The following is a 26334-nucleotide window of genomic DNA, read 5'->3' as shown; positions in this document are numbered from 1 at the left end:
TGATAATCTAGTGACTATTCAGCCTGACTCCACAAGCACCCACACGAATTGCTTGATTCAGTTGTTAAAGAGCGGTGGGTTGAGCTGTTCGCTGAACCGAGGCGCGCATTCTACAGCAGCGCCAGTTGCTGTCAAGTGATTATTTGGAAATTTTCGGCTGTTTCTTTTCAAAAAACGCTTCAACTTCAACCACTTGCGCTGTCGATCTCTCATCAGCGGGAGGCGAATTCTACAGCGTTACACGCTGCTGTCAACACCTCTTTTACAGCGCTTCCGGGCTTCGATGAACTGAAGACCGCACCGATCTAAATCTACTTAACCCACTGAATGAAAAGGAGTTTTTCGTTTCGACCGCGTCGGAAGTGGGGCGAATTATAGGCCCATGGAAGCTACCGTCAACCCTTATTTTCATCTTTCTGTCGCAGGCTATTTTTGCCTTGCTTGATCGACACCATGAACAACTGCCAGAAGCGCCTGGCCATCACCCCACCATCAGTCACCGCATTGACCAGCATCTAGATCAAGCCTTGAACAGACGCAGATCTAAGGCGCTGCAACGGTGACTATTCAGTCGACCAAGACCTCCTCTGTCCCCTGCTCAACAACCGTTGCCGACAGGGCACCTACGACAGGACGGGCATCCACGGTCTTCAAGTCTTTGGCAAATGTCCCATCCTTCTCGCCCTTGAAGAAGTTCTTGCCGTAGATCAACAAACACAAGACCACGCCAACTCCAAATGCCCAGCTCGCTCCCTTGATCGCCAGCACCGCGCCGATCACCCCCGCGATGCCCAAGTCGCGCTGGCTGCGGGCTTCGAGGATGCCCAGACGGACACTCACATAACCCTGGATCAGCAATGTCAGCGACAGCGCGACGCCAAGAATCGGCTGTACCAGAGTCACCACCGGCAACAGCAGGAGGCCGGTGTTGGTCCCCCAACGGAACGAGCCGACGCCACCGATGATCGACGTCATCGCCTTCGGACCGCCCTTGAAACGCTCAATCACCACAACCAACATCGCTGCCCATTTCGGGCCACACATGGCGACGTCCGGGCCGAAGATGCTCATAAATGCATTACGCGCACCAAAAATCAGGTGCGCACGATCGGCGTTATAGTCGACCACATCATCGGTACGGACCGTCTCTGCCTCATCGAGCAGCGATTTCGCACTGAGCACGTCGCCAAAGACAATAATGTACGCCGCCAGCATCGTCGGCAGCGCGGAGAGGAACATCGACAACGGCGGCATACCCAGGCCAAACACTATGTAGTTGCTCCACAGCCCGGCGAAATCCGGTTTGCTGATGCCCCACCGAATGATTGGCCATGGCGCTTCACCGAACAACGGCGCAATCACCACCGCCAACAAAATGATCGGCAAGATGCCCAGTTTGGCAAAATTCCACCAGAAACGGTTGCGCTGCTTCAGTTGGTTAAAGTGCTGGGAGAAAATCAGGTAGAAGGCGATGCCGACCGCAATGGCGATAGTCCATGGCAGTACATCGAATTTGCCGCCGACCTTGAACACCGCGATCACCGCACTCAAGCCCGCGCCGACGATAATCCCAGACTTGATCGCCGAGGGCACATACTCCACGACTTTCTTCGCCATCCCGGTCGCTCCCAGCGCAATCGAGAAAACCCCCAGCATCAACTGGAAGGCAATCAAGGCATGGACACGCTCCGGGCCCACCGGAAATTGCGCGCAATAAGCCATCAACAACGGCACCGCCGGGGTGATCCAGCCGGGTACGGTCGGATCGCCAAGTAAATGATGCGTGAGATAAAGCAAGCCATTGAGCATTACAACGGCCAGCGCGATCTCAAAAGACATGCCCAGCAGTTCGGTCATCAATGGGATGGCGGCTAAGTCCACGGCACACATTAGCAAGCCTTGCAGATAGTCCGGCAGCTCGAATTTGTAGTGCATGAACGGCAACCGGACCTTGAAAGGGCCTAGCGGGATGTACGGACTTTCGCTGCGCTGCGCAGGGGTATTGGACATGAGTCTACCTGTATTATTGGTTTTGTAATGGCAGACGACCGAACCGGTGGGCCGGACGTCGTGGTTTTCGGGATCAGTAGGCCGCGCGATAGATTTTCTCGATATCGCTGGCGTTCAACGTGCGCGGGTTGTTGCGCATCAAGCGGTCGATCTTGCTGGCCTCTTCGGCCATAGCCGGGATGGCATCCTCAGGCACATTGAAGCTGCGCATCCCGGATGGGATTTCCACGGCAGCGCACAGATCCACCATGGCTTTGACTGCCTGATCCGCCGCATCCTTAGCGCTCAGGTCGATGACACGCACGCCCATGGCTTGCGCAATGTCACGGAAGCGCTCGACGCAGGCCATCTTGTTCCATTCCATCACATACGGCAGCAGCAGGGCATTGCTGACGCCGTGGGCAATGTTGAAGCGTCCGCCCAATGGATACGCCAGCGCATGCACCGCACCTACCCCCGCGTTGCCAAATGCCATGCCGGCCATCAGGCTGGCAGTGGCCATATCTTCCCGAGCTTGCAGGTTGGACGGATTGGCATAGGCCTTGGGCAGCGCCTTGGCGATCAGCTTGATCGCACCAAGCGCGATGGCATCAGTGATCGGCGAAGCGTTGAGCGAAATATAGGATTCGACCGCATGCACTAGCGCGTCGACACCACTGGCCGCCGTCACACTGCGTGGGCAGGTCAAAGTCATAATCGGGCTGACCAGCGCCACGTCGGGCAGCAGGTAATCGCTGACAATACCTCTCTTCAATTGCGCCTGCTTGTCAGAAAAGATCGCCACGTTGGTCACTTCCGAACCGGTGCCAGCGGTGGTCGGAATGGCGATCAGCACGGGGCCTTTGCGTTTCACCAGATCGACACCGAACAGTTCGGCCAGCGGACCTTCATGATGGGCAAACGCCGCGACGCCTTTGGCAATGTCGATAGCGCTACCGCCACCCAGAGCGATCAACCCATCGTGGTTGCCCTCGCGATAGACACGGGTGCAGTCCTCCACGATGGCAATTTCAGGCTCAGGCTTGACCTGGTCGAAGATGCCGTAACGGCGTTCACCCAGTTGCGCCAACGCCAGATCGACGGTGCCGGATTTGACCAGAATGGCGTCGGTGACGATCAGCGGGTTGTTGACGTTGAGGCGAGTCAGTTCCGCCGCAAGCTGCTCGATAGCGGCTTGGCCGGTTATCAATTTGTTGGCGATTTTAAAGGCAGAGATGCTGCTCATCGGACTCGTCCTGTGTGCGTTGTTTTTGGAAGACGTGCCAGAAGAGATAGCGAAAGCTGTGCCAATACGCGAAAAGCCTTGTGGCAGAGGCGCTTTCGCGATTCACAGGAAATTTGAAAGGGTTTTAACCGATCAGTGTCGATTAGATTTTTGATCGATTTCAGCGGTAGCGATTGAAATACTAATCAGAACGTTCCCAGCGTTTCATCTTCTGCACCACGGTTGCCTGACTCACGCCCAATGCTTTGGCCGCCAGGCGAGTGGTCTTGTGTACCTGCAACGCGGCACGAATCGCCTTGCGCTCGGCGCTCTCCAGTACCTTGCGCAGCGGCAGGCGGCTGTCGTTGGCGTTCTGCGGATTGAGGTTGAGAATCTCTTCGGGTAGATCCAATGCCTCGATGGTCCCGGCCTGATTGGTCACCACCATCCGCTCGACCAGGTTGATCAACTCGCGGATATTTCCCGGCCAGGCATACTCGTACAGCAGATCGAGAGCCTCCAGGCTCCATTGCACCTGGCGTGCATAACGGACGTTAAACTTATCAAGGTAATAATGTAACAGCGGCGGGATTTCCTCACTGCGCTCGCGCAGCGCCGGAATGTTGATCGGCACCACATTGAGCCGGTAATACAGGTCGGCGCGAAAGCGCTTTTGCGCCACCATCTGTTTGAGGTCATGGTGGGTAGCGCTGATGATGCGCACATCGACCTCTTTCAGTTCCAGTCCACCGACCGGAATGAAGCGATTTTCTTCGATGACCTTAAGCAACTTGACTTGCACCGGCAGTGGCAAATCACCGATTTCGTCGAGAAACAACGTGCCGTGATGTGCCAGCTCCAGCAGGCCGCGCTTACCCTTGGGGCCTGCACCGGTGAACGCGCCGGGCGCATAGCCAAACAGCTCGGCCTCAATAAGGTTCTCGGGCAGCGCGCCGCAGTTGAGCGCGAGAAACGGCTCGCTGGCACGCGGACTGGCGTTGTGAATGAATTGTGCAACGAGGGTCTTACCGACGCCGGTTTCACCCTGAAGCAAGACTTTCACCGAGCTACCGGCAACCTGTCGAGCCAGAGAGAAGACACGGCCGGAAACCTCCTGATCGGCCACCAGCGGCGAATGCAGGAGATTGTCTCGCTGGCCCGCATGAAGTTTGGCGGTGCTGTTGCGCAGTTGCTTGAACTGCTGCAGCTCATCGCGCTCGTGTTTCATGCGTAGCAGTTCAGTCATGTCGCGCACGGTGCTGACGACGTAGGAAATACGGTGTTCAGCGTCGAGAATCGGCGTAGCGCTGACCAGCAGCTTCTTGCCCTGACTCAGGCTCTGCATCACCGACACCGGTCGACCTTCCTGCAATACACGCAGTGACGCCGATTGCGAGATGACACCCTCCTTGACCAACTCCCGCATGGGTCGGCCGATAAGATCCGCACCATTGAGTCCGGACAGACGCTCATAGGCATGGTTGACCTTCAGCGTCTTGCCGTCGCCATCGGTGATATAGACGCCGTCATGCAAAGCGTTAAGCAATTCTTCGAAACCGGTGTCGTTGACGTTCACCGAGGGGCTCCGCGGGTGACTGGGAGGATTGAGAAGTCTAAGCGTTGTGGTGGCCTTGGTCTGCGATAGGTTGCCGGGCAGCCCATTAGGCGACATCCTCGGATAAGGTACAAGATGCGGGCATCCCGGCTGCTTGCCCTTGGGATAGAAGGGTTTCGGCCTTGCGATCAATATCTGTCACGGGATGACGGCGTCGATTTCGACCAGAAAACGGCTGCGGCTTATCAGCTTTTCTTGATAGTGCGCTCAAGGTCGAAAAGCTCGATTGCATGACAGGCTGGCTCGCTGCTGTCCAGGGCGGTTGATTATCCCAGGTCAAGCATGGTGGCGAAATTGTTCGAGTAAAGAACGAGAGTAAACCAGTGCTGCCTTAGTCCTGGACGAAGGCGATACCGGACTTGCGAATATCCCTATAGAAGAAGCTGCCGAACTCCTAATCCACTCGATGTGGATTATTTCAAGCATCGAGCACTTCACAAATACTCAACGATAACGAAAGATACAATCGCTCGAGGCTAGAATTAGAATTTCTTCGTGGGCACGCAAAGAGAATTTCATAAATTGTCATTCAGCGGCCATTTTATTTAAGCCGTTTACGGTCTTCATCGGCGCAGTTTCTTCACCCGTCTACCTTATAAAATCCGCATCTTTTTGAAAGCAAACCAGCGGGGTTGGTGCTAGCGTATGCGTACAAGCATTTTGTACTGGAATCACTACTAATGTCTTCTATTATTTACAAGGACAGCCTACTTCCATCAATAAAATTTGGATCTGAGGACGTTTCCATGAGCGTAACACCTAAAGTCGTGCTATGTGCTTCGGGGACCTATTCCAGTTGAGCTGCTTTCGCGGGTGATGAAAAAAAGCCTTTGCACATTAACGAATAACATCGTAAAAGAAGAAAATACGACCGCGCAAATATTGAGGGTTTAATATACTCCGGGCTCGTGACAAAAAATCAACCAAGTGCGTGTTTATGTGATGATCCGGGCTGTTTGTCAATTTAGGTGTAAAAGCATCCCATCGGCTTCTTTAGCTGAGCCAATATCAGTTTTTGTTAGCAACATATGATTTAACCAACACCGAAAAACCCAATAATTTAAAAGGAGTTATCCATGAATAAATACACGCTCATAGCTCAACTGCTTGCTCTTGCCATCGCCCCTGGTTTTGCTCACGCATATGAAGCGGGCGATATCATTGTTCGCGCTGGTGCGATCACCGTTGATCCGAACGAAGACAGCTCTGGCGTGAAGAGCCCACTGGGTAACCTGGGCGGCAGCGCGACAGTTGAAAGCGACACTCAACTGGGCCTCAACTTCGCTTACATGTTTACTGACCATTTGGGTATCGAGTTGCTGGCCGCCACATTCAACCACGATGTGGGTGTACATGGCCTGCAAGGCGGATTAGCTGGACTCAATGGCAACCTCGGCGAAGTCAAACATGCGCCACCAACTCTGAGCTTGATCTACTACCCGTTGGACAAGAACTACGCGTTCCAACCATACGCAGGCATTGGCGTCAACTACACGGCCTTCTATGACACCGACACTTCAAACAGCGCCGAAGCCAAAGGCTACAGCCACCTTGATCTGGATAATTCATGGGGCATGGCTGCGCAAATCGGCGCCGACTATATGATCGGCGACCATTGGATGATCAACGGCCAACTACGTTATATCGATATCGACACCAATGCCCACGTTGACCTAGCCGGTGCTGGCGACCTGAAGCTCAATGTGGATATCGACCCGTGGGTATATATGGTTGGTCTGGGCTATAAATTCTAAGCCCACCGTGACAGCAAGGGGTTGGACCTTCACAGGCCGCGACCCGCAGCGGGCGGTTCGAGAGGTTGAGGTTAGAAAAGACGTGCCGCCATCGCTTGAACTGGATGGCCTGCAACGGTGCTGTATCCACTCACCCAACCTGCGCCAGATTTGAGGAGCCAGTAACAGAGCGAAGTAGGCTTTCACACCCGCAATCATCATTCGGCTTAAGGGCCTTATCTACCCGACAACGACATTGGTTGATTTTTTGTGTCCGGCGTAGGAGCGTAGAACCTCATTCGGTACTTTTCAAAACATCGAGGCTCCGAATATTGGCCTGTCTTCGCCCCTACGCCAGCTCTAAAAGCGTTATCTGCTACCGCCGCCACCCATGGTGCTGTTTTCGGCGTTACTTAATACGCGTTGAGTCAAATTTATGCACTTATCAATGTCACCAGCTTTTTTTGCCGCCAGCGCCTCTTTCTTCGCTTGCTTAAGGTTATCCGTCGCCCCCCCTTCTAAATTTTGGCTGGCCGTAACGAGCACCTCATCAATTTTTTCTAGATTGAGGTCACACAAATTATCAGCAGCATGGGACTGGATTGAAAATACGGAAATGGCAATCGATGCAAGCAACGCAAATTTATATCTCATAATTTACTCCAGCAATGGCTGTGGGTTGCAGAAAAGAGTTTTTATCGTCCTAGCAAAAATCAGCGCTGTCCATTTTACCCCTATTACTTATAGCGCAACAAGACATTAAAGCAAGTGGTAAACATCAAATAAAAACCATCACCAAAAAGCACGTTTATAAAATACAAAATAAACGATTATTTCTAGCAGATGACACCCCCAGAGTTAGGGGGATAAAGTGAGGCCTTCTCAGCCATAAAGCTCTAAATCCGATGTCAATCACCTAGTGACCTGTACGGTGAGTTCGTTAGTTCAAGTTCGCAGGCCTGCCGCCCATGACCTAAGCGCTGTGACCCGTCTAGCCTGGCTATGGCGGGCAACAGCAACGCCGGTCAAGGGCAGGTGGCGCCGAAATTGACTCATAGAACTCACCACACGGGTTACTTAGGGAGACCCTGAAAAAAACCTGCAGATTTGATGAAATACCTACCTCGCGCAAACTGAACGATTGAGTCCTATGAAACAGGTGTCTTTCGCCGATGCCGAGCATACCGACAAAGCTGCGCCGAAGTTTATAGACAGCTTAAACTTCGGCGCTTATTAATGGCTCTTGGGATTTCAGAAATCAACAGCAACGACCCCTTGAGCCCTCGAGTTCGCCGGAAATCCGTCTTTTAAAAGGTCGACTGACGATGCGGCCTTGAGCAACCCATCCTTTTGCACGGAAAAACTGTGTATGGCGTTGCCAGCTCCCAATGTATTTTCCGCAGTCTGATTGATTCTTTGATTGATAATGTAGAGAAAATCTTCATCTGGTGAAAGCGCCATCTCGAATGAAGTGCTTCCAGGCTGCATCAGGTTTCGATTGTTGATAAACGACTCGCCAGGCATTGGAACATTAACGACTTGTATTTCCATGGGTGACAAAGCGTTGTCGCCAGAAATATCATAAACGGATATTGTGCTAGATGCCTGTTGAGTATTCAAGCGTGGTAAATTGTTCACCGTGTAAAGCCGCGTCGCTTGCTTGTTGACCAATACCCAACAAATATCCTGACCACTATTATTTACCGCATTTACAAACTTCAAACTACCCGAGTCATCGTATGAGAATACACCCAACTGATTTCTCGTTACGAACCCGGCGTACAATATATTTTGTGACGGATGGCTCCAAAGACCCAGAGGCATTGAAGGTACGCCCGGCGAACCAATGTAAAGGTAATTTTCAATTGTCTCAGGCAGTGTGGTTTTGTTGATAAGCGTTAATTCCCCTTTGTCATTGATTTTCATAGTCTTTATTTGACCTTGGACACTGCTCTTCGGGCCAGCTAAAAATGACCGAGAGCCGTCTCCGTCAAAATCAGCGTCAACTTGAAACTCATCGGCAAAAAATAGATTCTTCACTGTCCTGGATGCATGAATTTGCGCGGGCTTTTGGAAGTCAGGCACCTTTAAAGTGTCTGCATAGACCAGGGCTCCGTTATGCTGGATTTTAAAAGAAGTGTAACTGGCTCCCTCAGGATCAGATAAACTCGCTTTCTGATGGTAGTCTTCGTTCCGATTAGCAGCAATCAAGATGTTTCCTGAAATATTAATGCTGACCGGTGCGATGCCCTTGGATGAAAAGGGTGAACCCGGAATTTCACTAAGGTGCCCTTCTTTACCTATATTGAATCCAGATATACTATTGCTATTGGTGTTCACCGCATAAAGACGTTTTTTATCACCAGTGATGATGATCTGTGAATCGTTATCTTGCGGACCCAGTTTTCCGTGAGTATTGTTATTAATACCCGTGCCATTGGTTTTATAAAATCTCATAAATTTAATAGAACCATCGCTCAGTCGTCGATATTGAGCGACTGCATTTTGGTTTTCTGCAATGTTATTCGTCAATGTGTAGAGGAATTTTTTCTCGCTGCCGGCGAAAGCAACGCAGCTTATACAGATGGCCACCGCCGATAGCGTGATTTTTGGTATTACGTTCATAAAAACGCCCTTAGATACACTTTTTCGTGGGGAATTAGGCTGCTCTTGCAAAAATGGTTACTGCTGTAAGCACAGCCTAGATACTTGCACGAAGACGCTAGCACCGCTCCTGACAGTCTGCTTTCAAAAAAATGCGCATTTTCTAGAGAGGTTGAATCGTAGTGGCCAACTAATTCCGGACAGGACGTTAAGTTTTTCTTCGGCCCGAATTGGCGTCAGTCCATCGTTGAATTGATTCGGCCAAATCCGGTTTTCGGCCAGCTAGCGTTAAAGAAACCTCAATGGATCACCAATGGTAACGTCACCACAAACTCGCTTCCCTTACCATCTCCCTCGCTCATACCCGTCACGGTGCCGCCGTGGGCTTCGACCAACTCACGCACTACCGTCAGACCGATGCCTAAGCCGGCACCGTTGAAGCCAACGGCATGAACGTCCTGTACAAACGGATCGAAGATAAACGGCAGTGCCTGGGCAGAGATGCCGATGCCGTTATCACAGATACTCATCTCAAGTACATCGACCTCAGTCGAGACTGAAAGCGTGACAGTGCCGCCTGCTGGTGTGTATTTGGCCGCGTTGCCCAGCAGGTTGCCTAGAATTTGCGTGAGACGCACCGGATCGCCGTCCACCGCCAGCGCACATTCGGGCAACCGTGCCGTAAAGTGCAGATGGTGAGCACTCATCACTGGACTGCATACAGCGATGGCTTCATGGATGATCTGCATCATGTCTACCGTGCGGCAATCGAGGCGCAGCTTGCCAGTGCTGGCACGAGAGACGTCGAGCAAATCGTCCACCAGCCGCGACATGTGTCGCACCTGGCCTTCGATCAACGCCTGCATTCGCGGCAGTTCTTCACTGGAGACACGCGCCAGCCGTCCGGCGATCATGCTGATGGGCGTCAGCGGGTTGCGCAGCTCATGGGCCACCATGACGAGAATGTGTCGTTGTTGTTCCAGTGAGTGTTCGGCCGAGGCTTGCAAATGTTGCGCGCTGAGGGCGGCGATCACCAATTGTTCGTTGGCTTCGCGCATCTCCAGGTACAGCCTTTGTTCTTCTTGCGTGCGCTGGGGTTTTTCCGCCTCCGAATGCGCCAGGAGGATCGCCAGCACCAATTGCTGATTGGCTTCGAGCAGTTGTTCGACCTGCTGGCCATCGACGAGTTGGGCATTGGCGTCGCTCAACTCTTTTTGCAATGCCGCCAATACTGCCCGTGCCTTAACGGTTTTCTGGCCGAGCAGGAACAGTTCGCGAGCGGCATTGGCCACCGCTTCTTCGTTCTTGCCATCGACGTTGCTCATGACCTTGACTCACGCATTGCTGTCTCCGGGACGCTGGCGGGTTGGCCGCCCCCCGAGCAAACCTTCCTGATCCGGCAACATTTCGCCGATTTGCAGGCCGTTATCGTCAATGTGGTACAGGCGCAACTCATCGGAGTGGGCACTGGCCCGCACTTTGACCACAGCCATGATGCGCATCAAGCGGCTCTGCACTTCAATATAGCGCTGAACGATGATCGCGTCGGTGAGAAACGCGGTGCCATAAGGGCTAAATCGCAGATCGGTGTAGCGGTCTTCCAGCTCCGAGGTCATCAGTACGCTGACTCCGGCGCTAGTTAGGGCCGTGACCATGCGTGACAGCGACTCGCGAAAATCTTCACGAAAGGTCGGCGCCAGCGCCAGTTCGAAACCCGACAGCGAATCGATCACCACGCGAGCGGCTTTCAATCGGGCGATCTCGGCTAACAGCAACTGAACGATTTCGTCGATGGACAGATCCGGCGCGCGGCTGTCCACCAGGCCGACCTGGCCACTCTGGATCAGGCTGGCCAGAGTGGCGTTCTGTGAGTGATCGGGGCGCTGTTCGAACACCGCAATCACACCGGTTTCACCATTGCGTGCGCCTTCGGCGAGGAAAGTCGCCGCCAGAATGCTTTTACCCGACCCCGAGGGGCCGGCCACCAGCAATGAATAGCCTCGTGGCAGACCACCACCGAGCATCTCATCGAGCCGTGGCACGCCCATTTTCAGACGTTTGATAGGGAACCCCAGAGGAGCCTCAGCCGGACTGATTGCCGCCGGAGCAAAAACCTTGATCCCCGACGTAGCGATGCGAAAAGTGTGCAGTCCTGGCAGCGTCGGCTGGCCGCGCATCTTCATGATTTCCATCTTGCGCACCATGGAGTTGCGCTGAACGCTCTGACGCAACCAGATCAGACCATCGGCCACGGTAAAAATCGGGTTGGTGTCGGTTTCGGTAAAGTATTCGCCAATCAGGAAAGTCGTCGCCTGCCAGGTGGTCATCAACATGCCCAATTGCTGAACGAACTGCGGCAGGTTGTTGTTGGGGTTGTCCTGAGTCTGGCTGGCCAGCACCACCGAACGGAACGAGTCAACGAACACCAGTGATGGAGAGTGCGCCTCCACCTCGCTGACGATGCGTCGTAACACCTCGTCCAGATCTCCGGCCAGCGTGTCGTCGGCCAGGTTGATGTAGCGGATCGACCGGTTGATCGCTTCGCTGTCGAAAAAATCGAATTGCTGCTGATAGCGCAGCATCTTCAGCGGTGGCTCACCCAGTACGGTAAAGAACAGCGCCGGGCGTTCGGGCGTCGCCAGAGCAAACATCATCTGATGCGCTAGGGTGGTTTTGCCGCAACCCGGAGGGCCAGCGATCAGGTTGAACGAAAACTCCGGCAAACCTCCACCCAGCACCTCGTCCAGTCCTGGCACGCCGGTGGCCAAGCGGTTGATAGTCACTTTGGTGCTCATGGCGAATTTTCCTGCGAAGGGGTGTCGCTCAAAGATGGCTCCCACACGTCACGAAGCAATCGTGCAGTGAGCGAGGGCCCAATCAGCGTGGTCAGCAGCTCGTAGAAGGTGGTCAGCATCACTTCACCGAAAAACAACGCATCGGCTTCGCTTTGTTCGAGGAGCACGGACTTGAGGGCAGTCAGATCCAACGCGGCCTGCACGCGGTCATAGGTGCCGGCCAAGCGCGGATGAGCGCAAGCGCACAGCTGGAGGCTGCGGCGGTGAAGCGCGCCAACCCCTTGCTGACCAATGATGGGCATGAGGGCTGCGTTCATATCCTGCAAGGTCGAGACGATCGCCTGGGTGACCCTTGCAATGTCAACGTCGGGGCCAACACGGTGCGCCAGAGAAGCTACGATCTGGCGGTTCTCTTCGCTTAGCGTAAACATGACTGGCTAGATCTGATGGACAAAGTCTGATGGTACACCCTAAAACGCGATATCGAGATTCATTTGGACACAACACTTCAGTTGCGGCCATATCAGGTGGGCCCGGCTGTACCCGGTTTCGCCAGTCTCGAAACCGTTGATAGGCTGTCGTCCAGGCCTGAACCGTTCAGACATAGATACAGCTTTTCTGGAGACCTCAATACCTAGACGTGAGTGACACGTAAGCGTCAGGAAATGCAGACGGAAAACCGGCTGTTTTCTGGGCGGCGCGATCCATCTCCGGGAGATTGCGCGAGCGTCTCAATAATGTGGCCGGAGCCTCAGCTAATGTGCGTGCTCAGTTAAGGGATCTGAAGAGGGTCGCGAACTCCCGCGCAGCGGGGGTCACCCTTGATGAGTTGGAACCATGAGCATCGAAGAAATAGCCGCGCTCGCGGCGAAATGCAAGACCTGGACGATTAGCCGGCAGGTTATTCCTGGGCCTTGAACGCCTGGATCAAGGTTGCAGCGGAGAGTAAGAGAGTACCAGGCGCAGCGGATTATTCGTTGACGGCACAAACCCCGGCCTGCCCTGGTAGCAATCGGCAGCGTCCTGGTCTTTTGCGTCGACGACAACGAAAGCTATACCCGACTGCTTAGAAACCATATACACGCGTCGGAAGAAGTCAGACATCAGCCGTTGGCCGAGTTCCTTCCCCTGCAGACCCTTGTCAATCGCGAGACGACGGGACAGCGCAAACAAAAAAGCCCCGGCTGGGCTTTTGTTGGCCTGTTGTCACGGAAAAAGTGAGCTGGCAGCAGATCGGCGCGAGAGGCCCTATTTATATGGTGTCCCAGGGCAGGTTCGAACTGCCAACCTTCCCCTTAGGAGGGGGATGCTCTATCCAATTGAGCTACTGAGACAACGGCGACCACCAGGACAGGTGGGCGCAAAGGACGGCGAGCATGTTAACGGGCATGCCACCGTTTGTCATGTCGTCCATGGGCTTTTTGGCGCGTAGGCCGCAACAAAGTCATTTCCCCCGAGTGAATAGGCAAAAAACCAGCAATCCTGTCGCCGGTCGGAAAACTCGCCTTAACGCCATATTGCACCGTTCGTCCACTAGATAATCGCCCAGTTGCTACTATTCTCTAACAATAGAGGCAAAAGGCCAGATGACTGCCTGACCTATGCGACAGAACGATTTGATACTTCCAGACGGCCTCGATATAGCTGATTAGAGCGCTTCACCGGTAAAAATTTTCAAACCAGTGCGCATTTTTGACAATTGGTGCTGGCATATCGCCTTTATCCAGTTCAATATTTGTCACAGAATTGGCGCCAATGATCTGGCAATTTTGAGGCATGATGCGGGTCTCATATCAATTCAGGTTGAACATTTGGCGCAGAATGCTGTCCTACTGACATCCTGCGGCCAATTCCAATGAACCGCTCCCCTGAACTAACCGGTTTAAAACTATGCGCCCATTGAAACAGGCAATTTATTCCAGCCGTACCGCTGACAAATTCGTCGTGCGTCTGCCCGATGGAATGCGTGAACGCATCGCTGAGGTGTCTCGTAACCATCACCGAAGCATGAATTCCGAAATTATTGCACGCCTGGAGCAGAGTCTTATTCAGGAAGGCGCACTGGGTGACGAACTGAGCATGCGCCTGGACAGCCCTGAGCTATCCCTGCATGAACGCGAGTTGCTGCAGCGCTTTCGCCAACTGTCCCACCGCCAGCAGAATGCCCTGGTGTCACTGATTGCACACGACGCCGAAATGGCCGCAGACACCCACTGATTCCTCTCTGAAAGCTCGAGCCAGCCTCGCGCTGGCTTTTTTTTGCGCGAAATTTAAGGCGGGATGCGCAGGGACAGCAAGCCCGGACACAACAGAGAGGTGACGCAGCCAACCCACAGGAGAAGGCCGCGCCAGAGGACTCAGAGCAGGAACAGTGTCGCCAGTCCGAGGAAGATAAAAAAACCGCCGCTGTCGGTCATGGCGGTGATCATCACACTCGCCCCCATCGCCGGGTCACGCCCCAGCCGCGCCAGCGTCATTGGGATCAAGACCCCCATCAAGGCCGCCAACAGCAGGTTCAAGGTCATCGCGGCCGTCATGACCACACCCAGCGACCAACTGCCATACAGCAGATACGCCACGATACCAATCACTCCCCCCCACATGAGCCCATTGATCAGCGCAACAGCCAACTCCTTGCGCATCAGCCGCGAGGTATTGCCGGTACTAACCTGATCCAGCGCCATGGCCCGTACAATCATGGTGATTGTTTGGTTGCCGGAGTTGCCGCCAATACCCGCCACGATGGGCATCAACGCAGCCAGGGCGACCAGCTTCTCGATGGAGCCCTCGAACAGACCAATCACCCGCGAGGCAAAAAAAGCCGTGATCAAGTTGATCGCCAACCACGCCCAGCGGTTACGCAGGGATTTCCAGACCGAGGCAAAGATATCTTCTTCTTCACGCAGACCGGCCATGTTGAGGACTTCGCTTTCGCTTTCCTCACGGATCAAGTCGACCATTTCGTCAATGGTCAGACGGCCAATCAGCTTGCCGTTTTTGTCGACCACCGGCGCGGAGATCAAGTCATAACGTTCGAAAGCCTGGGCCGCATCATAAGCATCTTCATCCGGATGGAAACTCACCGGATCGTTGGCCATGACTTCGACCACCTGCTTATCGGGATCATTGACCAGCAATCGCTTGATCGGCAACACCCCCTTGAGTGCGCCATCGTAGTCGACCACAAAAAGCTTGTCGGTATGACCTGGCAGCTCCTTGAGCCGACGAAGATAACGCAACACCACTTCCAGGCTGACGTCTTCGCGGATGGTGACCATCTCGAAGTCCATCAGCGCGCCAACCTGCTCCTCGTCATAGGACAGCGCAGAACGAACGCGCTCACGTTGCTGACCGTCAAGGGCTTCCATCAGCTCATGGACGACGTCTCGCGGCAGCTCGGGGGCCAAGTCGGCGAGCTCGTCGGCATCCATCTCCTTGGCGGCGGCCAGGAGTTCGTGATCGTCCATGTCGGCGATCAGTGTTTCTCGTACAGAGTCGGAAACTTCAAGGAGGATGTCGCCGTCACGCTCGGCCTTGACCAATTGCCAGACGGTCAGGCGATCGTCCAGGGGCAAGGCTTCAAGGATATAGGCGACGTCGGCGGAGTGCAGATCGTCAAGCTTGCGCTGCAACTCGACAAGGTTTTGCCGATGAACCAGGTTTTCTACCCGATCCTGATGCAGGCCTTCCTGACGATGAGTCAGATCTTCGACCACTCGCTGGCGATGCAGCAACTCAACGACTTGAGCGAGGCGGTCCTGCAAGCTGTCTGGTGATTTCTTTACTTCAATTTCGGTCATAGGCGAACTCCACTCCCAGCAGCGGGGCGCGCCGGAAGGATCAATCAGTCAATTCATGATTGGTAAAGCGGGATGCTGAGTAACTACTGGGTAAGTCCATGGAGGTATTCCACAAGCCCCGGCGGGGCTGACAGGCGTAATCATACACTGCCTCAGACGCTTTAACGGCAAAAATCTTGGCAAGAACAAGCGCTTGCGAGACAAAACCAGGCATTCTTCGGCGGCTTTCCACTGCGACGACTCATCCTGAAAAGAAAACACACGCTCGATGAAAAAGTCAGCGGCTAGGCTCGATTGAAGACTGTCACGGAAGACTTCCAATGCCCACTAGAGCCTGGTATCTGTTGATCCCCCTCACGCTTCACCTATCCTCCTGCGCAAGCGCGGCCATCGTCCAGCGTTGCGAAGACGCCAGCGGCCATATCACTTTCACCACGCTGGGCTGCACACAAAACCAGAACCTGCAGATCCTGCGTGCCGACAACCCCCCACCTGGCGGCGAAACTCGTACCGCCACACCGAAGTCGCCACCAAAAGAACCAAGTACCGCCCCTCGGGGATTTACCGTAATCGGCGAACACGACAATGGATGCGGCAATCAACTCGATGCCAAGGTCAGGCGTCAGGCCATTATCCAGCAACAGGTGCGCCCCGGCATGAATCGCCTGGAAGTGGAAAGCGCCCTGGGCAGGCCGGACCGGATCAGTACGAGCAACAGTGTCATGCGCTATCACTACAACCTGAAAAAAGGCCGCAGCAGTCTGGTACTGTTCGATGAGAAGGGCTGCGTCAAACGCTAGCCAGCAAAAAGCCCGCAACCAGTGCGGGCTTTTTGGTGTATGGTGCACTCGACAGGATTCGAACCTGTGACCGCTCGGTTCGTAGCCGAGTACTCTATCCAGCTGAGCTACGAGTGCAAGTGTGTTTTTATACCAGATCACCACTGGTTGAAGCCACGTTGTTTGTATCGCTACCAACGACGCTTAAATGGTGCACTCGACAGGATTCGAACCTGTGACCGCTCGGTTCGTAGCCGAGTACTCTATCCAGCTGAGCTACGAGTGCATTTGTTGCCGCGCATTATAGGTCGCCAGATCTCTTTGTAAAGCACTTTTTCTAGTAATTTCAAAAACTTACAGAATAAGCCAGATCACAACGCACTAAACGAATAATGGCGGAGAACGGGGGATTCGAACCCCCGACACCCTTTTGAGGTGTACTCCCTTAGCAGGGGAGCGCCTTCGGCCACTCGGCCAGCTCTCCGCAACACGGGGCGTATATTAACCAGCTTTCCCCCCGTTTGCAAACAAAAAAAACGATAAAAATTAATGGCTTGGTTCTTCGTCCTTCTCTTTCTTGATCCGCAGGTAGATTTCCTCACGGTGCACAGCCACCTCCTTGGGAGCGTTGACGCCTATACGCACTTGATTTCCTTTGACGCCGAGCACGGTCACAGTGATTTCACCATCACCAATGATCAGGCTTTCTGCGCACCGACGAGTCAGAATCAGCATACCTATCTCCTCACGCATTTCAGTTCAGGGACAACACAGTCTGCAAAAAAAGTTTCGGCCTACATGCTAAATAGCCATAGCCCTACGCACCTAAGTATTGACGAGCACGAGCAAAAGAACAGCGTTTGATCGCGTCGAGCAAAAAAACACAAAGGGCGCGGTTCAGCCGCGCCCTTTGGGATAACGCATCACTCGCCTTGGCGAGCCGGGGCATCGAGTTCAAATGCCGTGTGCAACGCACGCACGGCCAACTCCAGGTATTTTTCTTCGATAACCACCGAAACCTTGATTTCGGACGTCGAAATCATCTGGATATTGATGCTTTCCTTCGCTAGGGCCTCGAACATGCGGCTGGCCACGCCCGCATGGGAGCGCATGCCGACACCGACGATCGATACTTTGGCGATCTTGGTATCGCCGATCACTTCCCGCGCACCGATTTCACGCGCGGTGTTTTCCAACACGGTTTGCGCCGCCTGGTAATCGTTGCGGTGAACGGTGAAGGTGAAGTCGGTGGTGTTATCGTGCGCGACGTTCTGCACAATCATGTCGACTTCGATGTTAGCGGCGCTGATTGGGCCGAGAATCTTGAAGGCCACCCCCGGAATATCAGGCACGCCACGGATGGTCAGCTTAGCTTCATCGCGGTTGAAGGCGATGCCGGAAATGATCGGCTGTTCCATGGATTCCTCTTCATCAATAGTAATGAGGGTACCCGGACCCTCCTTAAAGCTGTGCAGGACGCGCAGCGGAACGTTGTACTTGCCGGCAAACTCGACCGCGCGGATCTGCAGCACCTTGGAACCGAGGCTGGCCATTTCCAGCATCTCTTCAAAGGTGATCTTGTCCAGGCGTTGGGCCGAGGAAACGACGCGCGGGTCAGTGGTGTAGACGCCATCGACGTCGGTGTAGATCTGACACTCGTCGGCCTTCAGGGCCGCCGCCAGTGCCACGCCAGTGGTATCGGAACCACCACGACCGAGGGTGGTGATATTGCCGTTCTCGTCGACGCCCTGGAAACCGGCGACAACAACCACACGACCTTCCTTCAGGTCGGCGCGAATCTTCTGATCGTCGATCTGCAGAATACGTGCTTTATTGTGCGCGCTGTCTGTCAGGATCCGCACCTGGTTACCGGTGTAGGACACCGCCGGTACACCACGCTTGATCAGTGCCATGGTCAGCAACGCAATGGTCACTTGTTCACCGGTGGAAACGATCACATCCAGCTCACGGGGAACCGGCTGGTTTTCGCCACTGATTTGTTTGGCCAGATCGATCAGGCGGTTGGTTTCGCCGCTCATCGCAGACAGCACAACCACCAGGTCATCGCCGGCTTCGCGGAATTTCTTAACCTTGTCGGCAACCTGCTCGATTCTCTCGACAGTGCCGACCGAGGTGCCTCCAAACTTCTGTACGATCAAAGCCATTTTCTAAGCCGCCTCAGCCCGTAAAGGGGCGCCCATTAATCATTCAAACCACAGCCCCGTTGCCCACCACTAGACGATGGGCATTGGCGAGGCCTTAAACACCCTGCTCGACAAATGGCACGGTCAGGGCCAGTGCCGAGTCCAGTGCCGCGGCGTCGATACCACCGCCTTGCGCCATGTCTGGACGACCTCCCCCCTTCCCGCCCACCGCCGCAGCGGCTTGTTTCATCAGATCACCGGCTTTGAGTTGGCCGGTCAGGTCCTTGGTCACGCCTGCGACCAGAACGACCCGTTCCTCATGGACACTGCCGAGCAGGATCACCGCGCGGCCGAGTTTGTTTTTCAATTGATCGACCAGTGCCAGCAAGGCCTTACCATCCTGGCCATCCAGACGCGCGGCCAGGACTTTCACGCCCTTGACGTCCAGCGCCTGCGCCGACAGATCGTCACCCGCTGCGCTGGCCGCCTTGGCCTGCAATTGCTCGAGCTGTTTTTCCAGCAGGCGGTTGCGCTCCAGCACAGCCGACAGCTTGTCGATCAAGTTGTCGCGACTGCCCTTGATCAGGTTCGCCGCTTCCTTGAGTTGTTCTTCGGCGGCGTTCAGGTAGGCCAGCGCCACGGCACCGGTAACCGCCTCGATGCGCCGTACCCCCGATGCCACGCCTCCTTCGCTGACGATTTTCAGCAGGCCGATGTCACCGGTACGGTTGGCGTGAATACCGCCGCACAGCTCGACGGAGAAATCCCCGCCCATGCTCAGTACGCGAACACTGTCACCGTACTTCTCGCCGAACAGCGCCAGTGCACCCTTCTTCTTGGCCGTGTCGATATCGGTTTCTTCGGTTTCCACCGCCGAGTTCTTGCGGATTTCGGCGTTGACGATGTCTTCCAGGGCCTTGATCTGCTCAGGCTTGATCGCTTCGAAGTGGCTGAAATCGAAGCGCAGGCGCTGACTGTCGACCAGCGAACCCTTCTGCTGGACATGCTCGCCCAATACCTGGCGCAAGGCGGCGTGCAGCAGGTGAGTGGCAGAGTGGTTCAGCGAGGTGGCATGACGCACTTGGGCGGCGACCTCGGTGTCAACCTCGGCGCCGACCAACAAGTTCCCCAGGGCCAGCACACCATGGTGCAGGAACGCCCCGCCGGTCTTAGTGGTATCACGGACATCGAAGCGACCGGTAGCCGCCTGCAGATAACCGCAATCGCCGACCTGGCCGCCCGACTCGGCGTAGAACGGCGTCTGGTTCAGGATCACAACGCCCTCTTCACCTTCATTCAAGACGTCGACCGACTGCCCTTCTTTATAGAGCGCGATCACTTTCGCCGCCCCACGGGTGGCGCTGTAGCCGGTGAACGCGGTGGCCACATCGACCTTGACCAGGCTGTTGTAGTCCATGCCGAAGGAACTGGCGGAGCGCGCGCGCACCCGCTGGGCTTCCATCTCGCGCTCAAAACCGGCCTCGTCGAGGATGAGGTTGCGTTCGCGGGCGATGTCGCCGGTCAGGTCCATCGGGAAACCATAGGTGTCGTACAGCTTGAACACCACGTCCCCCGGAACCACGTTGCCCTTGAGCTCTGCCAGGTCCTGCTCGAGGATCTTCAGGCCCTGCTCCAGGGTCTTGGCGAATTGCTCTTCTTCAGCCTTCAGCACACGCTCGATATGCGCCTGTTGGGACTTCAGTTCGGGGAAAGCGGCGCCCATTTCGGCCACCAGCGCGGCAACAATCTGGTAGAAGAAGCTGCCCTTGGCTCCCAACTTGTTGCCGTGACGGCAGGCGCGACGAATGATCCGACGCAGCACGTAACCGCGACCTTCGTTGGACGGCAACACGCCGTCGGCAATCAGGAAACCGCAGGAGCGAATGTGATCGGCAACCACTTTCAGCGAAGCCTGGTTGTCATTGGCACAACCGATGGCCTGGGCCGAAGCGCTCAGCAGGCTCTGGAACAGGTCGATTTCATAGTTGGAGTGAACGTGTTGCAGTACCGCACTGATCCGCTCCAGGCCCATGCCGGTGTCCACCGAGGGTGCCGGCAATGGATGCAACACGCCATCGGCGGTGCGGTTGAACTGCATGAAGACGTTGTTCCAGATCTCGATGTAACGGTCACCGTCTTCTTCCGGCGAGCCGGGTGGGCCGCCCCAGATGTCGGCGCCGTGGTCGTAGAAAATCTCCGTGCAAGGGCCGCACGGACCGGTATCGCCCATGGTCCAGAAGTTGTCGGACGCGTAAGGCGCACCTTTGTTGTCGCCGATGCGGACCATCCGCTCGGCCGGCACGCCGACTTCCTGGGTCCAGATATCGTAGGCTTCGTCATCGCTGGCGTAGACGGTGACCCAGAGCTTTTCCTTCGGCAGATTCAGCCATTTGTCCGAGGTCAGGAAGGTCCAGGCGAAGGTGATCGCGTCACGCTTGAAGTAGTCGCCGAAACTGAAATTGCCCAGCATTTCGAAAAAGGTGTGGTGACGGGCGGTGTAACCGACGTTTTCCAAGTCATTGTGCTTGCCACCGGCACGCACGCACTTCTGGCTGCTGACAGCGCGGGTGTACGCGCGCTTTTCCTGACCCAGAAAACAATCCTTGAACTGGTTCATTCCCGCGTTAGTAAACAGCAGGGTGGGGTCGTTGCCCGGAATCAAAGAGCTGGAGGCGACACGGGTGTGGCCTTGCTGTTCGAAGAAACGAAGGAAGGCTTCACGGATTTCTGCGCTTTTCATAGGTTCTTCCACGGAGTCTGCGGCCGAAGGCAAGTGCATCACGTCAAATGGACTGGCGACTTGCAAAGGGCCGCATTATATCGGCCCTTTGCCTCGGGTACAGTGTGTTTATACGATAGAAGTCGTCAATTAGACGGCCTGCAGGTTGATTGACGGTTAAATTCGGCAAATACCGCAACCACCTGCTCGATTTGTGCCCGGTCGATGTCCATGTGGGTGACCATCCGCAAGCGCGGCGCGGCGCTCAACCGAACCCCGCGCTCGGCGGCAAACGCCTTGAGCGCATCTGCCCGCTCACCAAGATCGGCGTAGACCATGTTGGTCTGTACCGGCTCGATCCGATAACCTGCTTCACGCAACCCCTGCGCCAGATGCACTGAATTAGCATGATCGTCAGCCAGGCGCTGGACCTGATGATCCAGTGCATACAGTCCCGCCGCCGCCAGCAAACCGGCCTGACGCATGCCGCCACCGACCATCTTGCGCAGGCGCCGCGCCTTGCCGATCAGTTCCTCGCTGCCACACAGCACCGAACCGACCGGCGCTCCCAACCCTTTGGACAGACAGACCGAGACCGAATCGAAGTGGCGGGTGATGTCCCGTGCGTCAATCCCCAACTTGACCGCCGCGTTATACAGCCGCGCACCGTCCAGGTGCAGCGCCAATCCCTGCTCCTGGGTCAGACGGCGGGCCGCCGCCAGATACTCCAGCGGCAGGACTTTGCCTTGCATGGTGTTTTCCAGGGCCAGCAGGCGGGTGCGCGCAAAATGGAAGTCATCAGGCTTGATCGCTGCCATGACTTGCGCCAGGTCCAGCGAGCCGTCGGCCTGGACCTCAAGCGGTTGCGGCTGGATCGAGCCGAGCACCGCAGCGCCGCCGCCTTCATATTTATAGGTATGGCATTGCTGACCAACGATGTATTCCTCGCCGCGCGCGCAATGAGCCATCAATCCCAGCAGATTACTCATGGTTCCGGTGGGCACGAAGAGCGCTCTGGCGAAGCCCAGTCGATCGGCCAACTCGCTTTCCAGCCGATTGACCGACGGATCTTCGCCATACACATCATCCCCCAGGGGCGCATTCGCCATGGCCTCGCGCATACCGGCGCCGGGTTGGGTAACGGTGTCGCTACGAAGATCGATAACAGTCATGAAACAGGCCTCGGCTATGGAGCACTGGTGTCGGATACATCCCTTTCGAAAGTAATTACTGCGGTTTTGGCGAAGGATAATCAAGCTCCGCTACAAAACACGCGGGTGATTCACCACAAAAATTCGATGATTATTATCGTAAAAGGCCACATGCGTACCTGTGAAATATATGGTAAAAATCTGGCGCCGCCAGAAAATCTGCCGGCAACGTTCTCAGGGCGGGGTGTAATTCCCCACCGGCGGTAATGGCGCACGATGCGCATAGCCCGCGAGCGCTTGGCGTAGTGGACGGTCTCGACGGTCCCTCGACAAGGTCAGCAGACCCGGTGTGATTCCGGGGCCGACGGTCATAGTCCGGATGAAGAGAGAACGGGATTGACACCAAAGGGCCGTCCACAGAATCGCCGTGTGCATGCTTGCCAGCATCTACAGCCAAGCTGAACGTACCCTTAAATCCCCTTCGATTCATAACGCCCTGTTTTTCACATAAACAGGAGTCAGAACAGATGCAACCCACCACTCTTCATCACACTCAACGTATCGCGTTCATCCAAGCTTGCTGGCACAAAGACATCGTTGATCAGGCGCGCTTCGGCTTCGTCGCCCAAATCGCCAAGCTGGGTTACCAGGAAAGCGATATCGATTTCTTTGAAGTCGGCGGCGCCTTCGAAATTCCCCTGCATGCCAAGCTGCTGGCGCGCTCCGGCGGTTATGCCGGTATTGTCGCCGCCGGCCTGGTGGTCGATGGCGGAATCTACCGCCACGACTTCGTCGCCACGGCGGTGATCGATGGCTTGATGCAGGTCCAGCTGGATACCGAAGTGCCGGTGTTTTCAGTCGTGCTGACTCCACACCACTTCCACGCAGGTGAAGAGCACCAGAAGTTCTTCTTCGATCACTTTGCGCACAAGGGCCAGGAAGCTGCGAAAACCTGTGCCGACACTCTGAGCAAACTGCGCGCCCTGCCGCGCCCGGTGCCGCAGAAACTGGCGGTCTGATCCCCCCACCTGCCGGCCCCGGCCGGCAGGTCATAACTATCTACCCTCTCCCGACGGCGCCAATGCGCTTAAGTGGATTCGACAGTGCCCTCCCAGGGCTCTCGACATCCATCGACTGCGGAGACACCCAAGCATGAACGACTTTTCCCGACTCGGTCCGGAGATTCCCGTCCTACCCGGCAATGAACATTGGATCGACGGCAACCAAGAAGATGCCCAACCCTCCAGGAAGTCCCTGGATCAGTACCCCGACGACCAGCGAGTCACCTACGAGCACACGCTCCATAGAGACACCACGGCCACGGTGCACCGCCAGAAGCTCGAGGCGCCGCCCAACTATCGGGGTCCCACCGATCACCTGGTCTTCACCACCCGTGACAGCACCGACCAGGTGCACCTGTACCGAACCGATCATCCGGTCATTGACATCAATGACCAGCGCTACCACTTGAAAATGGCCTCCTCCGGACAAGTCATCGTGCTGCGCACGGCAGGCGGCGATGACAACATCCGAGTAGACGACCATGTGAAGATCACTGTCTTCATCGAATCGGGCAGCGGAGACGACCGAATACACTGCGGCGGCGGTTTCACCAAAGTCGACGCAGGCCTCGGCAACGATCGGGTCTTCACCCACTCCGGCGCCAGCTATATCGAGGCCGGAGAGGGCGATGACGTTGTTATTGCCCAAGGTAGCGGCCCCATGACGGCCTATGGTGGCAAGGGTCACGACATCCTGGTCGGCGCAGAAGGCGCCTGCTTTATGGATGGAGGCCAGGGCGACGATGTATTGCTGGGCGGCAAAGGCCATAACGTGCTCAGCGGCTCCGATGGTAATGATCAAATCACCCCCGGCCCCGACCGCAATACACTCTACACCGGCACCGGCGTGGACTTCATCGACCGGTTGGGCCCCGATACGCAGGTGTTCAACGCCTATGCAGCCGATGGGCCGGTGCCTTCAAGCATCCACCATGCCCCCGGCATTATCATTGCCGCCAAGGAGCTGGACACCTGCGGTGTGGTGGTCGAAGGCACGCCGCAATTTCAGGAGCGAGTCAAGGACGATCTTCGGCTGTTGCTGGGCTCCGGTAACGGCCAGCAACTGCTCGGCGCTCTGGGTGATGCCAAGGCAAAAAGTGGCGTGCCGGTAGTGATCAGGGAGTTGACCGAGGAGGAAAACGGCATGTGCTTCCCGAACCGCTCCTGGCCCGAGGATCCGTCCGAGGACGAGCATCCGTTTATCCGCGACAGCCATGCCGGCATTCCGGTCAAGGGCTGCACGGTGTACTACGACCCGTCGTTCCTCAAGGGGGAAGTCACCAGCGTCGTTCATCTTTACCATGAGTTGTGCCACGCCTATAACTTCGTCACCGGGACGATGTTCCTAGGCTATGGCCAAGATGGCGTGGACGGGGACAAGCCCCGTCAAAGTGTACCCAACGGCGAACTCCAGGCCGTCGGATTGAAGGCTGACGTGCCGCCATTCGACTTCGACAGGAACCCCGCGACGCCGCCGCTGGACAGCAACCCCGAGGCTTTCACCGAAAACGGCTTGCGTAGGGAGTTCGGCATTGCGCCGCGCAAGCAATACCGCGGCGACTAGTGGCCTATGTCGCTAATTCCGTTAGTCAATTTCGGCGCCACCAGCCCGGCCTGCGTGGCTGTGGTCACAGCGCCCTGGCCATGGGCGGGCGACATCCGAACTTGAGCTAACGAACTCACCGTATAAGCCGCTAAATCAAGCCCTCAGCGCCGGACGGCACCACCAGAATCCCCGCCCGTAGGCCGTTTTTCACCTTCGGGTTGGGGAAAATGATCCGCGCGCCCGGCTCTGTCACCACCCAGCGACTGCTTGCCAGGTCCTCGGCAAGCAGGTAGCCCTTGGGCAGCTCGGAGAAGTTCTCGATATCCGCCGGCAGGTGCAGCCGGAAGGAATCGCTGTGCTTGATGATTTCCCGTGCCACGCTGAACAGTTGCAGCCCATCGAGGTTTCCGTCCACAGCCACCTCGGTGCCCTCGATCAATTGCTTGAGGCAACGCTCGAGGCGGGAAACGTCAACGCCCTGGTTTTGGCCGAACGGCCGGGCCTTGCCCAGTTCCAGGGTAAAGGATTCGGCGCCCAGCTTGTCGTAGGTGTAGCTGCTGAACACGATGGAAGGTTTGTTCTGCAGCAGTACCGCTGACATGCCGGCGGCGCGCAGGCGGGCCAACTCGCCTCGCGAATGGGCACGCCCTTCCTTGTACGGGTAGAGTGCGAACTGTTCGATCTTCGAACCGCGAATAGCTGTATGCAGGTCGTAGTGCAGGCGGTTGCGATCGGCCAGGCTGAAAAAGCTCGCCGCCAACCGCTCCAGCTCGCAGGCCCGCAACGCTTCGCTGCCACTGCTTTGCTCATGACGACCGTTGAACAATCGATTGACGTCCTGCTCGATATAACGCTCGCCGCGACGCATCGCTTCGGGGTTGCCGAACAGGAACAGAATGCGCGCTCGAGGCTTCAGGTCGCCTCGGGCAATGTCGTGCAACAGGCGATCGAGCAATTCGATCGGCGCCGTTTCGTTACCGTGGATACCGGCGGACAACAGCAGGTCCAGCCCGTTGTCCCTGGCCTCGGGAGGCCGCACTTCCAGCGCGCCCTCACTCAGCCAGCGCATCCGCACGCCTTCGACCGTCAGTTGAGTCTTCTCCGCCGGTTCGCGACCGGCGAGGGTCAGTTCAAGCAGTTTGCCGAGGGCGAGCATAGGGTGCTGCTCCTTGA

The 26334-nt window shown here is 55.9% G+C and carries 19 protein-coding genes, 4 tRNA genes and 1 riboswitch; of the genes, 5 read left to right on the top strand and 18 right to left on the bottom strand.

Annotated features, from left to right (window positions below; genetic code table 11):
* Positions 1 to 567: 567 nt before the first annotated feature.
* The 3 genes from AWM79_RS09310 to AWM79_RS09300 form a co-directional block, all read right to left on the bottom strand.
* A complete protein-coding gene (locus tag AWM79_RS09310; protein WP_060782677.1) occupies positions 568 to 2010 on the bottom strand; it encodes a hypothetical protein in 1443 nt (480 codons plus the stop codon).
* Positions 2011 to 2083: 73 nt separating this feature from the next.
* Positions 2084 to 3235: an iron-containing alcohol dehydrogenase gene (locus tag AWM79_RS09305; RefSeq protein ID WP_060782676.1), complete on the bottom strand. Its 1152-nt coding sequence runs from the start codon at positions 3233 to 3235 to the stop codon at positions 2084 to 2086.
* A gap of 181 nt (positions 3236 to 3416) precedes the next feature.
* Complete coding sequence (locus tag AWM79_RS09300; RefSeq protein WP_060782675.1) at positions 3417 to 4790, bottom strand: sigma-54 interaction domain-containing protein; 1374 nt, start codon at positions 4788 to 4790, stop codon at positions 3417 to 3419.
* Between the two features lie 1115 nt (positions 4791 to 5905).
* Between AWM79_RS09300 and AWM79_RS09295 the strand changes: the two genes are divergently transcribed.
* Complete coding sequence (locus AWM79_RS09295) at positions 5906 to 6583, top strand: OmpW/AlkL family protein (protein WP_017131603.1); 678 nt, start codon at positions 5906 to 5908, stop codon at positions 6581 to 6583.
* Positions 6584 to 6931: 348 nt separating this feature from the next.
* Here the strand turns inward: AWM79_RS09295 and AWM79_RS09290 are convergent, their stop codons facing one another.
* The 6 genes from AWM79_RS09290 to AWM79_RS09265 all read right to left on the bottom strand — a co-directional run bounded on the left by AWM79_RS09290 (position 6932) and on the right by AWM79_RS09265 (position 13295).
* On the bottom strand, positions 6932 to 7216 hold the full coding sequence (locus AWM79_RS09290; RefSeq protein ID WP_017131602.1) for a hypothetical protein: 285 nt from the start codon (positions 7214 to 7216) through the stop codon (positions 6932 to 6934).
* Positions 7217 to 7813: 597 nt separating this feature from the next.
* The gene (locus AWM79_RS09285; RefSeq protein ID WP_060782674.1) at positions 7814 to 9187 is read right to left on the bottom strand and encodes a beta-propeller fold lactonase family protein; all 1374 of its coding nucleotides are present in this window, start codon (positions 9185 to 9187) and stop codon (positions 7814 to 7816) included.
* Between the two features lie 278 nt (positions 9188 to 9465).
* Complete coding sequence (locus AWM79_RS09280; RefSeq protein WP_017131600.1) at positions 9466 to 10491, bottom strand: sensor histidine kinase; 1026 nt, start codon at positions 10489 to 10491, stop codon at positions 9466 to 9468.
* Between the two features lie 9 nt (positions 10492 to 10500).
* Positions 10501 to 11961, bottom strand: a complete 1461-nt coding sequence (locus AWM79_RS09275) for an ATPase domain-containing protein (protein ID WP_060782673.1) — start codon at positions 11959 to 11961, stop codon at positions 10501 to 10503.
* Entirely contained in the window at positions 11958 to 12392 is a 435-nt protein-coding gene (locus AWM79_RS09270; protein ID WP_156430098.1) for a hypothetical protein, read from the bottom strand. Before AWM79_RS09270 ends, AWM79_RS09275 begins: the two co-directional genes overlap by 4 nt.
* A gap of 826 nt (positions 12393 to 13218) precedes the next feature.
* Positions 13219 to 13295, bottom strand: a tRNA-Arg gene (locus AWM79_RS09265).
* A 556-nt stretch (positions 13296 to 13851) separates the two neighbouring features.
* Here AWM79_RS09265 and AWM79_RS09260 point away from each other — a divergent pair.
* Positions 13852 to 14178: an Arc family DNA-binding protein gene (locus AWM79_RS09260; RefSeq protein WP_017131596.1), complete on the top strand. Its 327-nt coding sequence runs from the start codon at positions 13852 to 13854 to the stop codon at positions 14176 to 14178.
* Positions 14179 to 14318: 140 nt separating this feature from the next.
* On the opposite strand, the gene mgtE is transcribed toward AWM79_RS09260, so the two are convergent.
* Positions 14319 to 15761: a magnesium transporter gene (gene mgtE / locus AWM79_RS09255; protein WP_060782672.1), complete on the bottom strand. Its 1443-nt coding sequence runs from the start codon at positions 15759 to 15761 to the stop codon at positions 14319 to 14321.
* A gap of 320 nt (positions 15762 to 16081) precedes the next feature.
* Between mgtE and AWM79_RS24270 the strand changes: the two genes are divergently transcribed.
* Positions 16082 to 16561: an outer membrane protein assembly factor BamE gene (locus AWM79_RS24270; protein WP_082712598.1), complete on the top strand. Its 480-nt coding sequence runs from the start codon at positions 16082 to 16084 to the stop codon at positions 16559 to 16561.
* 40 nt (positions 16562 to 16601) lie between these two features.
* Here the strand turns inward: AWM79_RS24270 and AWM79_RS09245 are convergent.
* The 7 genes from AWM79_RS09245 to ltaE all read right to left on the bottom strand — a co-directional run bounded on the left by AWM79_RS09245 (position 16602) and on the right by ltaE (position 22575).
* A tRNA-Arg gene (locus AWM79_RS09245) sits at positions 16602 to 16678 on the bottom strand.
* Positions 16679 to 16749: 71 nt separating this feature from the next.
* A tRNA-Arg gene (locus AWM79_RS09240) sits at positions 16750 to 16826 on the bottom strand.
* A 107-nt stretch (positions 16827 to 16933) separates the two neighbouring features.
* Positions 16934 to 17024: transfer RNA gene (locus tag AWM79_RS09235), tRNA-Ser, on the bottom strand.
* Between the two features lie 62 nt (positions 17025 to 17086).
* Positions 17087 to 17275: a carbon storage regulator CsrA gene (gene csrA / locus AWM79_RS09230; RefSeq protein WP_002554426.1), complete on the bottom strand. Its 189-nt coding sequence runs from the start codon at positions 17273 to 17275 to the stop codon at positions 17087 to 17089.
* A gap of 188 nt (positions 17276 to 17463) precedes the next feature.
* Positions 17464 to 18705, bottom strand: coding sequence for an aspartate kinase (locus AWM79_RS09225; RefSeq protein ID WP_017131593.1), 1242 nt, complete (start codon positions 18703 to 18705; stop codon positions 17464 to 17466).
* Between the two features lie 94 nt (positions 18706 to 18799).
* Positions 18800 to 21424, bottom strand: coding sequence for an alanine--tRNA ligase (gene alaS, locus AWM79_RS09220; protein ID WP_017131592.1), 2625 nt, complete (start codon positions 21422 to 21424; stop codon positions 18800 to 18802).
* Between the two features lie 125 nt (positions 21425 to 21549).
* Positions 21550 to 22575: a low-specificity L-threonine aldolase gene (gene ltaE / locus AWM79_RS09215; protein WP_060782671.1), complete on the bottom strand. Its 1026-nt coding sequence runs from the start codon at positions 22573 to 22575 to the stop codon at positions 21550 to 21552.
* A gap of 205 nt (positions 22576 to 22780) precedes the next feature.
* A riboswitch (FMN riboswitch) is annotated at positions 22781 to 22950 on the top strand.
* Positions 22951 to 23081: 131 nt separating this feature from the next.
* On the opposite strand from ltaE, the gene AWM79_RS09210 reads away from it, so the two are divergent.
* Entirely contained in the window at positions 23082 to 23573 is a 492-nt protein-coding gene (locus tag AWM79_RS09210) for a 6,7-dimethyl-8-ribityllumazine synthase (RefSeq protein WP_060782670.1), read from the top strand.
* Positions 23574 to 23706: 133 nt separating this feature from the next.
* Entirely contained in the window at positions 23707 to 25179 is a 1473-nt protein-coding gene (locus tag AWM79_RS09205; protein WP_060782669.1) for a M91 family zinc metallopeptidase, read from the top strand.
* A gap of 130 nt (positions 25180 to 25309) precedes the next feature.
* Here the strand turns inward: AWM79_RS09205 and astE are convergent, their stop codons facing one another.
* Positions 25310 to 26317 (bottom strand): succinylglutamate desuccinylase, encoded by a 1008-nt coding sequence (gene astE / locus AWM79_RS09200; protein ID WP_017131589.1) that lies wholly within the window; start codon positions 26315 to 26317, stop codon positions 25310 to 25312.
* Positions 26318 to 26334 lie beyond the last annotated feature (17 nt).

The organism is Pseudomonas agarici, assembly GCF_001543125.1.
GTDB classification, from domain to species: domain Bacteria; phylum Pseudomonadota; class Gammaproteobacteria; order Pseudomonadales; family Pseudomonadaceae; genus Aquipseudomonas; species Aquipseudomonas agarici.
The sequence above is the reverse complement of the archived record's forward strand: the minus strand, read 5'-3'. Positions and strand labels throughout refer to the sequence as shown.